The 14,852-nt window shown below is 37.2% G+C and carries 16 protein-coding genes; 2 read left to right on the forward strand and 14 right to left on the reverse strand.

All coding sequences use genetic code 11. The annotated features are described in order from the left end of the window. The first annotated feature begins 117 nt into the window (after positions 1-117). Entirely contained in the window at positions 118-1,962 is a 1,845-nt protein-coding gene (locus MKY13_RS10665; RefSeq protein ID WP_339212552.1) for a serine hydrolase domain-containing protein, read from the forward strand. Between the two features lie 65 nt (positions 1,963-2,027). On the opposite strand, the gene MKY13_RS10670 is transcribed toward MKY13_RS10665, so the two are convergent. Both MKY13_RS10670 and MKY13_RS10675 read right to left on the reverse strand, forming a co-directional pair. Then, entirely contained in the window at positions 2,028-2,624 is a 597-nt protein-coding gene (locus MKY13_RS10670) for a CAP domain-containing protein (protein ID WP_339212555.1), read from the reverse strand. Positions 2,625-2,809: 185 nt separating this feature from the next. After that, the gene (locus MKY13_RS10675; RefSeq protein WP_339212557.1) at positions 2,810-3,397 is read right to left on the reverse strand and encodes a YitT family protein; all 588 of its coding nucleotides are present in this window, start codon (positions 3,395-3,397) and stop codon (positions 2,810-2,812) included. A 182-nt stretch (positions 3,398-3,579) separates the two neighbouring features. Between MKY13_RS10675 and MKY13_RS10680 the strand changes: the two genes are divergently transcribed. After that, positions 3,580-4,338 (forward strand): TerC family protein, encoded by a 759-nt coding sequence (locus tag MKY13_RS10680; RefSeq protein WP_339212561.1) that lies wholly within the window; start codon positions 3,580-3,582, stop codon positions 4,336-4,338. A 292-nt stretch (positions 4,339-4,630) separates the two neighbouring features. Here the strand turns inward: MKY13_RS10680 and MKY13_RS10685 are convergent, their stop codons facing one another. The 12 genes from MKY13_RS10685 to MKY13_RS10740 form a co-directional block, all read right to left on the reverse strand. After that, positions 4,631-5,392: a DUF2935 domain-containing protein gene (locus MKY13_RS10685; RefSeq protein ID WP_339212564.1), complete on the reverse strand. Its 762-nt coding sequence runs from the start codon at positions 5,390-5,392 to the stop codon at positions 4,631-4,633. Positions 5,393-5,603: 211 nt separating this feature from the next. After that, positions 5,604-6,821, reverse strand: coding sequence for an ABC transporter substrate-binding protein (locus MKY13_RS10690; RefSeq protein WP_339212567.1), 1,218 nt, complete (start codon positions 6,819-6,821; stop codon positions 5,604-5,606). A gap of 82 nt (positions 6,822-6,903) precedes the next feature. Next, entirely contained in the window at positions 6,904-7,611 is a 708-nt protein-coding gene (locus MKY13_RS10695; protein WP_339216907.1) for an ABC transporter ATP-binding protein, read from the reverse strand. Further along, on the reverse strand, positions 7,595-8,371 hold the full coding sequence (locus tag MKY13_RS10700) for an ABC transporter ATP-binding protein (RefSeq protein WP_191701525.1): 777 nt from the start codon (positions 8,369-8,371) through the stop codon (positions 7,595-7,597). The genes MKY13_RS10695 and MKY13_RS10700 overlap by 17 nt, the downstream gene beginning before the upstream one ends. A gap of 2 nt (positions 8,372-8,373) precedes the next feature. Beyond that, entirely contained in the window at positions 8,374-9,393 is a 1,020-nt protein-coding gene (locus MKY13_RS10705) for a branched-chain amino acid ABC transporter permease (RefSeq protein WP_191701524.1), read from the reverse strand. Continuing rightward, a complete protein-coding gene (locus MKY13_RS10710) occupies positions 9,393-10,256 on the reverse strand; it encodes a branched-chain amino acid ABC transporter permease (protein ID WP_191701523.1) in 864 nt (287 codons plus the stop codon). Before MKY13_RS10710 ends, MKY13_RS10705 begins: the two co-directional genes overlap by 1 nt. A 41-nt stretch (positions 10,257-10,297) precedes the next feature. Further along, a complete protein-coding gene (locus tag MKY13_RS10715; protein WP_191701522.1) occupies positions 10,298-10,714 on the reverse strand; it encodes a thioesterase family protein in 417 nt (138 codons plus the stop codon). 48 nt (positions 10,715-10,762) lie between these two features. Next, positions 10,763-11,932 (reverse strand): thiolase family protein, encoded by a 1,170-nt coding sequence (locus MKY13_RS10720; protein WP_191701521.1) that lies wholly within the window; start codon positions 11,930-11,932, stop codon positions 10,763-10,765. Next, positions 11,929-12,375: a MaoC/PaaZ C-terminal domain-containing protein gene (locus tag MKY13_RS10725; RefSeq protein WP_191701520.1), complete on the reverse strand. Its 447-nt coding sequence runs from the start codon at positions 12,373-12,375 to the stop codon at positions 11,929-11,931. Before MKY13_RS10725 ends, MKY13_RS10720 begins: the two co-directional genes overlap by 4 nt. Continuing rightward, positions 12,372-12,821, reverse strand: a complete 450-nt coding sequence (locus MKY13_RS10730; RefSeq protein WP_191701519.1) for a MaoC family dehydratase N-terminal domain-containing protein — start codon at positions 12,819-12,821, stop codon at positions 12,372-12,374. Before MKY13_RS10730 ends, MKY13_RS10725 begins: the two co-directional genes overlap by 4 nt. A gap of 16 nt (positions 12,822-12,837) precedes the next feature. Beyond that, positions 12,838-13,602, reverse strand: a complete 765-nt coding sequence (fabG, locus tag MKY13_RS10735; protein WP_191701518.1) for a 3-oxoacyl-ACP reductase FabG — start codon at positions 13,600-13,602, stop codon at positions 12,838-12,840. 56 nt (positions 13,603-13,658) lie between these two features. Further along, entirely contained in the window at positions 13,659-14,834 is a 1,176-nt protein-coding gene (locus MKY13_RS10740) for an acyl-CoA dehydrogenase family protein (protein WP_191701517.1), read from the reverse strand. Positions 14,835-14,852 lie beyond the last annotated feature (18 nt).

The following is a 14,852-nucleotide window of genomic DNA, read 5'->3' on the forward strand; positions in this document are numbered from 1 at the left end:
CTCCTCCCTGTTAAATGAATTAATATATTCCTAGTTATTTCACCTATTCTTAATTACAATATAATGAAATGGAATATTTAAACATTTGTATATATAAATGTAAAAAGGAGCACGTTAATGCAAAAAATAATGTTAATTGTATTCGCACTAGTGTTTTGTTCTGTATCAACTGTTTTTGCAAATGAGGATAACCTGACCCCTTCAGGAATTCCTTATTCAGAACTAGAGGATCGTGTGGATGAATATGTTGCTCAATATGTTGGGACATCTACAGCTGGAGCGAATGTATTAATTATGAAGGACGGCGAAATTTTCATGAGTTCGTCCTATGGCTACGCAAATATTGAAAATCAAATTAAAGTCACACCTGATACTATTTTAGAGTGGGGTTCTGTTACGAAGCTTCTTGTGTGGACTAGCGTAATGCAACTTGTAGAGCAGGGAAAGCTTGAACTAAATGAAGATATCCGATCATATTTACCAGCAGGATTTTTAACAAATGTGGAATATAATGCTCCTATCACGATGTTAAATCTTATGCACCATAATGCGGGCTGGGAGGAAAAATATATAGATTTATTTTATAAGTCCGCGCATGAAATAAAGCCTTTAGAAGAAATGCTTCATATTACTAACCCTTATCAAGTGACTGAGCCGGGTAGTATAGTTGCCTATTCTAACTATGGTGTAGCACTGGCCGCTTTCATTGTAGAACAGCTCTCCGAACAACCGTATTATGAATATGTAAATGAACATATCTTTTCTATTTTGAATATGAAAGACACATCCATTCACCCTACACAGCAAGATCACCTAAGTATTGCAACAAAAAGAGATGAAGTTTTTGGGTATCGTGGTAGTGATGGTGAATTAAGTATTTCTAAAAATGGGCGTATTTTTATCGGTCTATATCCAGCTGGAAGTGCAATGGGTACTATAGGGGATTTAGTTAAATTTATGATGGCGCTTATGCCAGCGGATGGTGAGAGTAGCCCCTTATTTCAAAACAATCGTACATTAGAAGAAATGCTGACGACGAGTGATTTTTTTGACAATGGCTATCCGCGAAATGCTCATGGTTTTTGGGAAGGTCTTTATGCAGTAGATGTATTGGGCCATGCAGGGAATACGGACAGTTTTTCAAGCAATTTCATCTTTTCCAAAGAAAACAAATTAGGTTTAATTATTATGACGAATCAGCAAAATGAAGTAGCGCTTAGTTACGGCTTACCGACACTCCTGTTCGGAGAATATTCACCATCAAACAAATATCAAACTATGCCCAATGTACAAAATCATGAAGAAAATTATTTTTGGGCAAGGCAGCCCTATAAAGGTTTCGCCAAGCTATATGGTGCGCTAAGTACTCTAAATATTCAAGTGACAGAGTCAAATAGAATGAATGCTTTTGGAGTGGCGTATGAACAAATTGCTCCATTACTTTATAAATCAACAGATGATTCGAATGATTTTTTGCATGTGACTTTGAACAATGGTCAAGTAGAAAAGATCTCAACGCTAACAAGTGATTTGATGCCGGTCTCCAAAAGTTCAAAAATCTTTAAGCTGCTCAGTTTCTTAGCCATAACTTTTAGTATTCTCTATACAGTTATTATTCTAGTAATCAGCTTAATCCAATCCATAAATAACAGAAAAAACAAAGTTCCACCTATTATTTTAAAAAAGTGGGAAACACTACTACTTTTAGCGAATCTCATTACTGTTATAAATGTAACTACTTTATTTTATAGAGCACTTAACTACACACCTTATGCCGCACTAAAACTTCATTTTTGGATAAATTATGCGTATATAATTTTCATAGCGGTTTGCATCATTGCCCTATTATTAGGGTGGCGACAAATAAAGGTAACACGTGGTCTAAAAATTCGCTATACACTTTCTTGTGTCTCTGGATTACTAATGGTCATCTTAATTTTAGGCTGGGAGCTTTATATCTAAAAATTGTAGACATATAAAAAAGCAGTTCAAATTTTCTTAATTACAAAAATTTGAACTGCATTATTTTATTTTTTAATAAACATTTGCGTCCAGTAGTAACCATCTTCAACGAAACCTACACCAATGTGCGTAAATTTCGCATCCATAATGTTTGCTCGGTGACCTGAACTATTCATCCATGCGTCCATTACTTGCGTAGCTGTTCTTTGGCCTTTAGCAATGTTTTCACCTGCTGATTTATAGCTAATACCAAATTTTTTCATCATATCAAATGGTGAGCCGTAAGTTGGGCTTGTATGGCTGAAGTATTTTTTGTCGTGCATATCTTGTGATTTGTATTTTGCAACACGCGCTAGCTCCCAATCGATTGTAAGTGGGGCTAACCCTGCTTTCGCACGTTCTTTGTTCACTAAGCTAACTACTTGCTCTTCTACTGCTTGTTGTTCATTCTCAGAAATAATAATTTTATCTCCAACATAAATCATGTCCGGATTTTTTAATGTAGGGTTTAAAGCAATTAATTCGCTTAGTCCGATTTGATTTTTAGAAGCAATCTTCCAAAGCGTGTCCCCACTTTTTACTGTATATGTAGCTGCAGATGCAGATGCCGGCAAAGCAAAAATCAACATACTAAACAACAACACGATACTTTTTTTCAACATTATTGAATCATTCCTTTCTAGTTGTCTGTTACAAGCTTACTAGAAAGTAACCCCAAAATCATTAGGGAATCAATGGCGCCTCTTTTGCAATAGTATAACAAATATTACAATTGTGACAATAATGTTGAAAGCGTGTTCGTGTTTATAAAAAGACACCGTACAAATGAATGATTATACGCAACCCCTTAATAAGCTACTATTTTCCCACGCATACTTGTTATAAGACTAGTTGTGATACCAATAAATATTATCGTTAAAATGGAGAGATAAAATGTTTCCGGAGATAATAATAGCCCCCCAATAATTATAACAACTGAATCAATCACCAAAATATAAATCCCTACATTAATACCCGTCTTATCACACAAAAACTGCGCAATAAAATCCGAGCCTCCTGTACTTGTCTGAAAGCATAACATCATCCCGATTCCTATGCCTACTAAGATGCCTCCTATAATAGAGCTGTATACCGCTTCAACTTTTATTAGCTTACTAAGAGGTGAGAGATAATCAATAAAAAAAGCAGATAAAATCATACCATGTAAACTATTATAGAAATAGTTTCTATAATGAAACCATGCGTATATAAAGATGGGAATACTTAATAGGATTATTATAAGTCCGGTATTAAACCCCCATAAGTAATTTGCTATTAATCCAATGCCAACTGTTCCTCCATCTAAAATTTTATGCGGTACTAAAAACAGATTTATACCTAAAGATAGAATAATACTGCCTAAAATTAGCGCCAAACTTTTTCTAAGAAAATACACGGAGGCCACCTCTTAATATCAACTTTTATTAAATACTGATAAATATATGTTCTCGAAGAAAATTAAATGTATTTTTTTATAAGCATTTTTAGTGATGACTCGCTATATGATTATAGTTAACGAAAAAGGGAATATTGTTCTTACTTACCGTTAATCTTAAATGTAGCTAGGAGGAATATAATTTGGATATATCATTATTATTAGAGTATGGTTGGGTACTATTATTATTAATTGGCTTAGAAGGATTGCTTGCGGCAGATAATGCCCTCGTTTTAGCTATCATGGTTAAACATTTACCTGAAAAAGAAAGACGGAGGGCTCTTTTTTATGGTCTAGCAGGTGCCTTCATTTTCCGTTTTGCTTCGTTATTTATTATTTCCTTCTTAGTAGATGTATGGCAGGTTCAGGCTATTGGTGCTCTCTATTTACTATTTATTGCAATCAATCATATTGCTAGAAAGATATATTTTAAAAACAAAGTACATGTAAAAGTGAATGAGAAAAAGAAATCTGGTTTTTGGGGAACGGTTATTAAAGTGGAATTGGCGGATATTGCATTTGCGGTTGATTCGATTTTAGCAGCTGTAGCTCTTGCGATGACACTTCCTAATACAGACTTACCTACGATTGGTGGCATGGATGGAGGTAAGTTCCTAGTCATATTCACTGGTGGTTTAATCGGGTTAATCATCATGCGTTTTGCAGCAAACTTTTTTGTAAAACTTCTTGCAGCAAAACCAGGCTTAGAAATTGCTGCATTTGTAATCGTTGGATGGGTTGGCGTTAAACTCGCTGTTTTAACTTTAAGTCACCCTGATGTGAATATCATCTCTTATTCATTTGCTCATTCCTTTGAGTGGAAACTAACTTTCTATAGTATTTTAATTGCTATTGCAGTAGCTGGTTGGTTTTTATCCAAAGATAATACTTCTAAAGAATAATTGAGTAAAATAAGCGGAGGATTTCCCCTTATTTGCAGAATTAGCTTCATTTCACGGAAAATAAGGGAAGAAATTCCGCTTATTCACATGAAAACCTTTAAATTTTATGTTTTTTTAATCAATAGAGGGAATTTCTCCGTTTATTTTGATTACTTTTCACTTAATTTTATTAATAAGCGGAATTTCTCCGTCTATTTTTGATGCTTAATATGCGTCACTCCTAAATAAAAAACCGCAGCTGAAATATAACCACTAAAATAAATGAAGTGGCTATATTCGCTGAGGTTTTCACTTAAATGTTAGAGGACTCTGCCAATTTCATTAAATAGTACTGTTCCTCCCTAGCCATGTGATCAGCCATAGATGCAGTAAATGTCCCTAACACTTCTGCACTTAACTCCATTTCTTCCAGTTCATTTAAAAACGTTTTAAATAAGCCCATTTCCACTTCAACCTCATTATTAAATCTGTTTAAGGCCGGGAATTTTTGTATATTCGTACGTAAATAACCTGTTAATTCTACTGCTTTTAAATAGAACTGTTCAAAGTGTTTTGTAAAATTACTGCTTTTTTCCTTTAATCTTTTTTCTACACCATCCAATCGGTCATTAATAGCCCCTGCATGACCTGATGCATCTACTAACCAGATTAGATGATGATGTAATTCGTGAAATATTGGGGGCACTTCGCCCTGTTTAAGATAGTTTAATATACGTAAGTATTCTTCTAATTCGTTTACCATATGATTTATGAAAGTAGGTGTTAAATGGATTTTCATTTCGCTTGTTATGTGGCGTTCAATAATGGATAGTTTGAAGGACCTTAACTGTTTTACGGATTCTTCCACATTATTAGCGAAAAGGATCGCATTCGATTCGTTAAGTGAACTTACTTGAGAAAGAAGTTGATCAAAGTGATGGATAAAGGAAGCAGCTTTAGAAATATCCTCTATTTGAGAAGGATATAGTGAGTCGTAAATAAACCTTGAATGATCCCCAAGTACTTGAAGCCAAAATTGATGTTCAAAAACAGCACTTTCCAAATAATTTCCCACGCAATTTACATCCCCTTTTTTCACTCTAGTATCCAATTTATTCGACTTGAAATCTTTTTATGAGGAAATTCACCGGAACACAGTATGAAAAGAAAAAAAGAGTAATACAGATCAACTGTTTACTCTTTTGAAATAGTTTTCCCGGCACTAAGTACTGGGATATAATTCGTAAAGAATGCTTATTTCTATCTGTAAAAACCTTCACTATTATTTACTTTTCTTCACCCATCTGAACAATTTCTCCATTTTCTACGTAAGCCATTCGTAGTAATGGAAGGAATCCACCATCATCGTCTACACCTTTAATGTAATAAACTTCTTTGTCTTCTGGCAGGTTTTTTGCTCCTTGATCCATTGCTGCCATAATTTTCTCAGTATCATCCACAGTTCCAGCTGCTTTCATTGCCTCAACTAGAATATACAATGAAATATAATGGAATCCTGATTCAGAGCCTGGATCTTTATCATTTTGGCTACGGTATTTTTCAATGAAAGCTTCTGTACCACCATATCGGGATGTAACTAGTGGTGGTGTCGAAATTACGCCTTCAAGTAAATCATAACTTCCGCCTAATACTGCTGCGATCTCATCCAGCTTTGCTTGGTCCATAATAATGAATCCACCTTCGAAACCTAAATCACGTGCTTGCTTTAATACAAGGGCAGTCGGTTGTGAAGGTCCACCGATGAATAAGACATCCGGGTTTTTCGCTAATGCATTGGTCATAATTGTTTGGAAGTCCGTATCCTTACTAAAGTCGATTGACTCATCAAAGACAACTTCCCCACCATTTGCTTCCCATACAGGGCGTAATGAATCTGCCCAATCCTTACCGTACTGAGTTGCTGTTGGTAAGAATGCTATTTTCTTTCCGAAACGTTCCATTTCGTATTTTGTAAATGGCTCAATATATCTGTCATAGCGAGGTGGAATACGAACAGTCATTTTATTCCCTGTTTCGGTAACACCTGGCTCACTCGTATAGGCCATAACAATAAAATCTTCCATTTCATTAAACACTTGCATTGCATATACACCGCCACTATGTGGTGTATAAATGAACTTAGTATCTTGTTCCTGTACTAATCTTTTCGCATTCGCTGCGGCTTCATTCGGTAAATATTTGTCATCTAAAGTCGATAAGTTAATCGTATACTTCTGACCATCCACTTCAAATCCACCACTATCATTAATTTCTTCCGCAGCCATTCTTAATCCTTTTAATGTTTCTTCGCCATAAAATGCTGCTGGACCACTTAAAGGACCGGTATAGCCGATTGTAAGCTCTTCTACTTTACTGCCCTCTGTACTAACCGGTGCTTTTCCTTCATCTTTTTTTGTTTCTTCCCCATCTTCAGAACAAGCAACTAGTACTATAGCCAAAATAAAAAGCAAACTAAGAAATAATCCCCTCTTAAATGTGTTCATGTTTATCTCCTTTGTTTTTTATATTTTTAGTGCGACAATACATTATTTGTTCCATTTTCTCGCCTTTCCTACATGCTCATGTCTATGCCCCAATATAAGCTTTGCGAATATCATCATTATTAAATAGTTCTTTACTATTCCCTTGAAGAACTAATATGCCGTTCTCTATTACGTAGCCACGGCTAGCAATTTTCAGTGCAGCATTGGCATTTTGTTCAGCAAGTAACACGGTCGTTCCATTTCTATTAATCGACTGTATAACAGAAAACATTTGCTCGACTATTAACGGAGCAAGCCCTATGGAAGGTTCATCGAGCATAATTAGTTTTGGTTTCGCCATTAAAGCTCTACCAATTGCCAACATTTGCTGCTGTCCTCCACTTAAGGAACCAGCTGCATCATCTTTTTTCTCTTTTAATATTGGGAATAAATCATAAGTTTCTTCCAATGACTGTTTTAATTGTGCTTTTTTCCGTCGATGGACAAAGCCACCCATCATTAAATTTTCTTGGACAGACATCTCAGAAAACAGCTTTTTTCCTTCAGCACATTGAACAATACCGGTCTTTACGATCCGATCTGGGGCAGCTCCGCTTATACTGTTTCCATTAAACTGAATGTCACCTGAAGTCATTTTGTTCAAGCCGCTAATTGTTTTAAATAGCGTGCTTTTCCCTGCCCCATTCGCGCCAAGTAATACAACTAACTCGCCTTCATGCACTTCTAAATTAATGTTTTTTAATGCTTCAAAACCACCAAACTTTATTGTCACATCAGATAACTTCAGCAGATGATTCACCCCCTAAATACGCTTCGATTACAGTTGGGTTATTTTGAATTTCCTCTGGTGTACCTTGTGCTATTTTCGCACCATGGTTTAGCACCATAATATTATCTGCAAGTCCCATAATCATCTGCATCTTATGTTCAATCGTACATACAGTAATGCCGCTATCAACGATTTTCTTCATTAATTCTGCCAAGCCTTCTGTTTCACCAGGATTGATTCCTGCTGCAGGCTCATCAAGGAAAATAACTTTTGGGCCTGTAGCAAGTGCAAGCGCAATGGCCACTCGTTTTTTTGACTCCTGTGAAATCGTCGATACAGGACTGTCAGCCAAATTTGCTAAGCCTACGAAATCCAGTACTTCAATTGCTCTTTCAAATGCTTCCTTTTCCTCACGCTTTTCTCTTTTCGTTCGAAGAATAGCATCAAAAAGCTTCGATTTGGTACGTAAGCGATAGCCTACTATAATATTGTCAATGACTGACGACGTATCAAATAGATGAGTAGTTTGGAATGTACGGGCAATACCTAGTCTCGCTACAATATGAGGCGGTGTTTTAGTAATATCCTTACCTTCAAACGTAATTGACCCGGATGTTGGTTGATGGAAGCCACTAATCAAATTAAAAAAAGTCGATTTACCGGCTCCATTTGGTCCGATAATTGCGGTAATTTTTCCTTGTTCAATCTCAAAATCAACTTCGTCCACTGCAGTTAAACCACCAAATCTTTTCGTGAGGCCTTCTAGTTTAATAAATGTCATCATTAAACCTCCCTACTTTTCATATCCGTTGATTCACTATTCGTTGTATATGACTTGCTACTCTCTTTTTTTCTAGTCCGAAAATATCCCCTTAAGGACTGAATAGCTCCTACGATCCCTCTAGGGTAGAAAATAACGATTAATGTTAATATTGGTCCAAAAATCAACATCCGATGTTCTTGGAAGCTTTGTAAATATTGCTCCAGCCATACAAAAAGCATCGTCCCTATAATCGGTCCCGTAAGCGTTCCAATCCCACCAACGATTAAATACATTAAAAATGTAAATACCATTGTAGTCCCTGCAATTTCAGGTCCAATAAATCGAACAAGTGAAGCGTATAATCCGCCTGCCAGTCCTGCAAAAGATACCGAAATGACAAAAGATACTAGTTTATTTAATTTTGTATTAATTCCTAGAGTTTGTGCTAGCTCCTCACTATTACGAATCGCATTATACGTTCTTCCTGTTAAAGAATGAACAATTCTTACAGTGACAAAAATAGAAAGGAGGAGAAAAAATAACACTAAATAATACATGGCGATCGATGAAGAAAATTCAATGGGACCAATTGCATTTGGTATTGGGATGCCAATTAATCCCCTTACGCCACCCGTTAAACCTTCCCATTTATAAATTAATAAATAGATTAAATAACCTGCTATTAACGTATAAATGGCAAAAAAGTGCTCTTTCGTTCGTAGTGCAATGATGCCTAAAGCAAAACCAATTCCCATTGTAATAAGAACAGCTAACAATAATGCCAACCAAAAATTAAGACCCGCTTTAGTAGTTAACACCCCTACGGAATAGGCTCCAATGGCAAAAAAACCTGCGTGTGCCAAGGAGAGCTGCCCTGTATAACCAGCTAAAATGTTCATTCCATAAATGGCGATAATATAAATAAAGGCGAGTGTCATAATATATAAAACATATTTATTATCTGAAAAGGCCAGAGGGAAAAGAAGGGATAAAATGAGTACTGCGATAATTCCATTACGTTTATTCAGTACTTTACTCATTAATAAACCCCCTTCGCAAACAGACCTTTAGGGCGCACCGTCATAATAATAATTAGTAGTAAAAAGGCGATCATATCCTTATAATCATTCGAAATATACGTAGCTCCCAAGCTCTCTGTAATACCAAGAATTAATCCGCCAATGATAGCGCCTGGAACGCTACCCATCCCCCCTATAATGACGACGACAAATGCTTTCAAAATAACAATATGTCCCATGGCCGGGAATACAAGATTAATCGGAGAAGAAATAGATGCCGCAATTGCAGCTAATGCTCCTGAGATAGCAAATGTCATCATCGCTACTGCATTCGCATTGATCCCTACTAAAAAGGCTCCTTCACGATTTTGCGCCATCGCAATAATTGACGCTCCAATCATTGTTTTCTTTAAAAAAAGCTGCAATAAAATCACCACAACGACCGCCACTACAATAACCAAAATTCTTTGATACGATGTGGCTATTCCAAAAATTGTAACAGAGTCACCATATGGAGTAATCATTCGTTGGTAGTCGTTGCCCCATATAAGGCTAACAAGTGCATCGAAAAACAATACCATACCAATGGCTGCTATTTTGTCATGAATAGCAGGAGCATTCCTTAACGGATTAAAAACCAATCGTTCCATTAAAATCGCTATTAATGCAACGCTAATCATAGAGATGATGATAGCTACAAAATAATGGACACCTAGCCCTTTCATTGCCATTAAAGTGAGATACCCACCAATTAAGTACAGCGCTCCATGGGCAAAATTTGGAACATGTAAAATACCAAATACGAGAGTAAGTCCAATCGCAACAAGAATGTAAACGCTTCCAAGGGTGAGTCCATTAAACAATTGCTGCAGTAATAATTCCATATTTATCCCCCTTCGTATTGTAAGATGAAATTTGGCTTACTCTAACGTGTGGTAATTAAATATTCTTCAAGGGCCTTCCTTAATTCCATTGGTATTTCAATTGAATGCTGATCTTGAAAGTTATAACAAACAATAACTGAACTTCCATTAGCTATAAGAGCACCCGTATGTGCATCTTTAATTTCATGTTCAAGTGTATAGCTTTTTGTTCCGATATTTGATACGCCTGTTGATACTCTCAGTATTTGGCTTGCATATGATTGTTTAATGAAGTTACTTTCAAGACGTGCTACGATAAAATTAAAATTCTTTCGATCTTTCCCGCTAAATTTAATCGCTTCAAAAAATTTGGTACGTGCTTCTTCATAATAAAGAAAATAACTCGTATTACTCACATGACCTCCAGCATCCGTCTCACAATACCGTACATAAATATCAACATCCGGGATAGTTTTCATATATTTTCTTCTCCTTCATTTACGATTTTTATTATGTGAAAGAATTGACTACCCCTCTCGTTCAATGATCGTCGCAATTCCTTGCCCGCCACCGATACATGCAGTAATGAGTGCATATCTTCCGCCTGACCGCTTTAATTCGTAAATTGCTTTTGTCATTAAAATAGCACCCGTGGCACCTAGAGGATGTCCATGTGCAATTGCCCCACCGTTGACATTTACTTTTTGCGCGTCCATGTTTAGTTCCTTATCACAAGCAAGAACTTGTGAAGCAAACGCTTCGTTTATTTCTATCAAATCCATATCCTCTAAAGTTAAGCCAGCCTTCTCTAATACTTTTTTTGTTGCAGGTACTGGTCCGATTCCCATAATATTTGGATCAACCCCGGCAACTGCCTGTGCTCGAACGACTGCTAAAGGAGTTATTCCTAACTGATTTGCTTTTTCTCGAGACATTATAACAACGACTGAGGCAGCATCATTTAAACCTGAACTACTACCTGCAGTAACAGTACCACCATTCAAAAATACGGCCGGTAATTTTTCTAATCCTTCTTTGGTCGTTTCTGGACGAGGATGTTCATCCACTTTAAATTCAATTGGTTCACCTTTTCGAGTAGGTATATAAATCGGTACAATTTGCTCTTCAAATCGGCCTTCTTCCATCGCTCTAGCCATCTTTTGTTGGCTTTGTAGAGAAAATGCATCTTGTTCTTCCCTACTAATGTTATATTTCTCAACTAAGTTTTCCGCTGTAATCCCCATAGGTGGGTCACCAATTTCTTTTGGAGCTAATTGAGACTTTCGGAAGCGAGGAAGTGTAGGGCTATAAGCTTTTTCTGGACGGTCCATTAAATAAGGAGCACGGCTCATACTCTCCACTCCACCTGCTACAAAAATATCTCCATCGCCTGCCCAAATTGCCTGCGCAGCTAGATTAATCGCATTAATGCCAGACCCACATTGACGGTCTACAGTTAACCCGGGCATTCCAGTAAATAAACCTGTTTGCAAAGCTGTTAATCTAGCAATATTCCCACCACCACTTAGTACATTGCCTAAAATAACGTCATCAACCATATCAGCCGTAACATTTGCACGCTTTAGCGCCTCTTTCATCACTTCTGCTCCAAAAACATGAGCAGGAATAGATGCAAGTGCGCCACCTTGCCTGCCGATTGCTGTTCTTACTGCGGAAACAATTACAGCCTCTCTCACACATTCATCCTCCCTTTTAATTCATCTGAAAATTCAGAAATATTATGACATAAAAATTTTACAGATCCATTCATAACTTCCTTTTGGTGTTGATTGATTGCTGCAACTTCAAACACCATTTCACTTGAATGATGGTCCTGTAAAGTTGCCTTTAGTGTAATGCGGTCATCTATAAATACCATGCCTTTAAAGCGGATGGCGAAATCTTGAATAAAACCTTCCTCAACGTAAGGTGTAAATAACTTTGCTAAATTACCCATCGTCCACATTCCATGCGCTATAATGCCTGGTAAACCTGCTTTCTTCGCCTCATCATCAATTGTATGAATAGGATTGAAGTCACCAGATGCGCCTGCATATTTAATCAAGTCAAGTCTATTCACCGGTTGAATTTCAATAGAAGGTAATGAATCGCCTGGCTTTAAGTTCGTAATATATATCAAGCACCCATCCCCTTTCTCACTGCTTCATTAATGATGAGAATACGATCTTCGCTGAAAATTAGGTTTTGATCTATATCTAAGCCCTCACGACGAATTACTAAAAAGCCCATTCTTCCATTACTCCCAGTTTTCTCATAGTAATCTTTCACTTCTGTAGAGCAATATAGTTCTTCTCCAACAAAAATAGGCCGTTCATAATGAAAGATTTGCTCTCCATGAATGAGTCCCTTTGCCGGTAGTTTTAAATTTGGAATCGTACCAAAATCAAGTGTAACTGGAAAGGTAGGTGGCGCAATATTTCGTTTATATCTTGAATTTTTCCCTGCTTCCTCGTCATAATAAATCGGAGCAAGATCATTAATGGCCTCTGCAAATTTTTTAACAGCACCTCGCTCAACTGTGTTTTTAATCACAGTTGAGCGTGTTCCAATTGCTTCTTTAAACACTTAATCCCTCTTTTCTTTAAGTTCTTGGTCCTCCAGCAACATAAATAATTTGCCCACTTACAAAAGATGATTTTTCATCAGCAAAAAATAGGACTGCATTTGCAATATCTTCTGGTTTTCCGCTTCGTCCAACCGGAATTGCCTTAGTAGTAAATTCAACAAACTGATCAAAAGGAACGCCCATTCTTTCAGCAGTTGCTTTTGTCATATCTGTTTCAATAAAGCCTGGTGCAACAGCATTTACGGTTACACCATATCGACCTAGCTCTATTGCTAACGTCTTAGTTAATCCTTGTAAGCCAGCTTTTGCCGTCGAATAATTCGCCTGTCCGCGATTACCTAAAGCAGAAGTGGATGACAAGTTAATAATTCGGCCGTAATTTTGCTTCGTCATATAAGCTTGAGCAGCTCGAGAGGCGTAGAATGCACCTGTTAAATGAACATTCATAACCGTTAACCAATCTTCATCCGTCATTTTAAATACTAAGTTATCTCGAATAACGCCCGCATTGTTTACTAATATATCAATCGAGCCGAACATTTCATAGACTTCTTTCATCGCCAACTCAACATCTTCACGATTGGCAACACTTCCGACTTTTGTATAAACTGAATAGCCCGCTTCTCTTAATTCACTAGCTGCACCTTCTAACGCTTCTTCATTCACATCAATAATTGCGACATTAGCCCCTTCTTGTGCGAATTGCTCAACAATCGCTCTTCCGATTCCTCTGCTGCCACCTGTTACAAATGCTGTTTTTCCTTCAAATCTTTGTCCCACGACTATTCCTTCTTTCTCTATAAAAGTTTTTTTGATTTCATCGCTCATTAATAGAGTTAAACATATTGGCCAACCTTAACGTTTCCTTTTAAGAGATTTCTTGAAATGATCATACGTTGTATTTCGTCCGTACCATCATAAATTCTCCAAAGTCTTGCTTCACGGTACCAGCGTTCAATCGGTAACTCTCTCGTATAGCCCATTCCACCATGAATTTGCAGTACTCGGTCTACTACTCTATTGCCCATATTGGCACCATACAATTTTGCCATTGATGCCAAGTGGCGGTTATCCTCTCCATGATCGAGGGTAAAGGCTGCATTAAGCACAAGCCATCTCGCTGCTTCAATTTCAACCGCTGAGTCGGCAATCGGCCATTGAATCGCTTGATTGTCTGCAATTGGTTTTCCAAATGTTTTACGTTCCTTCGAGTAATCGATCGCCATTTGTAGTAGGCGTTCTGCCATTCCAACTGCTCGAGCACCTACAACCCATCGTGCAAAGCCAATCCATTCTAAACCTAATTTATAACCACCGTTAACCTCACCTAAAATATTTTCTTCTGGAACACGAACATTATCAAAGACTAAACCAGCCGGTCCCCATTCACCCATCGTGTCGATATACTCTGATTTCCAGCCCATATCACGGTCTACGATGAAGCAAGTTACACCATCTCGACCAGTTTTTTTATGGAGCTCTTTATCAGTTATCGCAATAACCATTACGAAATCTGCTTCATTACCACCTGTAATAAACGTTTTTTCACCATTTAAGACCCACTCATTGCCATCTTTCACGGCTGTCATTTTAATGTTTCTTGTGTCGGACCCTGCATCTGGCTCTGTGATAGCAAAGCACGATTTTTTGTCACCATTTATCGTAGGAATTAAGTACTTTTCCTTTTGGTAGTCGTTTCCATAATAAAGAATATTGTCTGCTGAACCGCCAAAACTAAAAGGGACAAATGTTTTCGAGATTTCCATTAAAACGAGCGCCATCATCATTTGGCCAAGGTCAGCACCACCATATTCTTCTGGCGTATTAATACCCCAAAATCCAAATTCTTTCGCCTTTAAGCGTAGCTCTTTTAATTTTTCATTTGAAAGACCCGGTTTCCCTTCACGCTCGTTTTTCAGCACTTCATTTTCAAGAGGGATTAATTCCTCTTTCACAAATTTGCGGATAGTTTCCTGCACCATTTTTTGTTCATCAGTTAATCGTAAATACATATAATCACACTTCCGTTT

Source organism: Solibacillus sp. FSL W8-0372, assembly GCF_037969735.1.
GTDB classification, from domain to species: domain Bacteria; phylum Bacillota; class Bacilli; order Bacillales_A; family Planococcaceae; genus Solibacillus; species Solibacillus faecavium.

Bases quoted from the DNA above. Each gene is read 5' to 3' on its own strand.
- MKY13_RS10665 (WP_339212552.1), top strand. From the start codon at position 118: ATGCAAAAAATAATGTTAATTGTATTCGCACTAGTGTTTTGTTCTGTA.
- MKY13_RS10670 (WP_339212555.1), bottom strand. From the start codon at position 2,624: ATGTTGAAAAAAAGTATCGTGTTGTTGTTTAGTATGTTGATTTTTGCT.
- MKY13_RS10690 (WP_339212567.1), bottom strand. From the start codon at position 6,821: ATGAACACATTTAAGAGGGGATTATTTCTTAGTTTGCTTTTTATTTTG.
- MKY13_RS10700 (WP_191701525.1), bottom strand. From the start codon at position 8,371: ATGACATTTATTAAACTAGAAGGCCTCACGAAAAGATTTGGTGGTTTA.
- MKY13_RS10705 (WP_191701524.1), bottom strand. From the start codon at position 9,393: ATGAGTAAAGTACTGAATAAACGTAATGGAATTATCGCAGTACTCATT.
- MKY13_RS10710 (WP_191701523.1), bottom strand. From the start codon at position 10,256: ATGGAATTATTACTGCAGCAATTGTTTAATGGACTCACCCTTGGAAGC.
- MKY13_RS10715 (WP_191701522.1), bottom strand. From the start codon at position 10,714: ATGAAAACTATCCCGGATGTTGATATTTATGTACGGTATTGTGAGACG.
- MKY13_RS10740 (WP_191701517.1), bottom strand. From the start codon at position 14,834: ATGTATTTACGATTAACTGATGAACAAAAAATGGTGCAGGAAACTATC.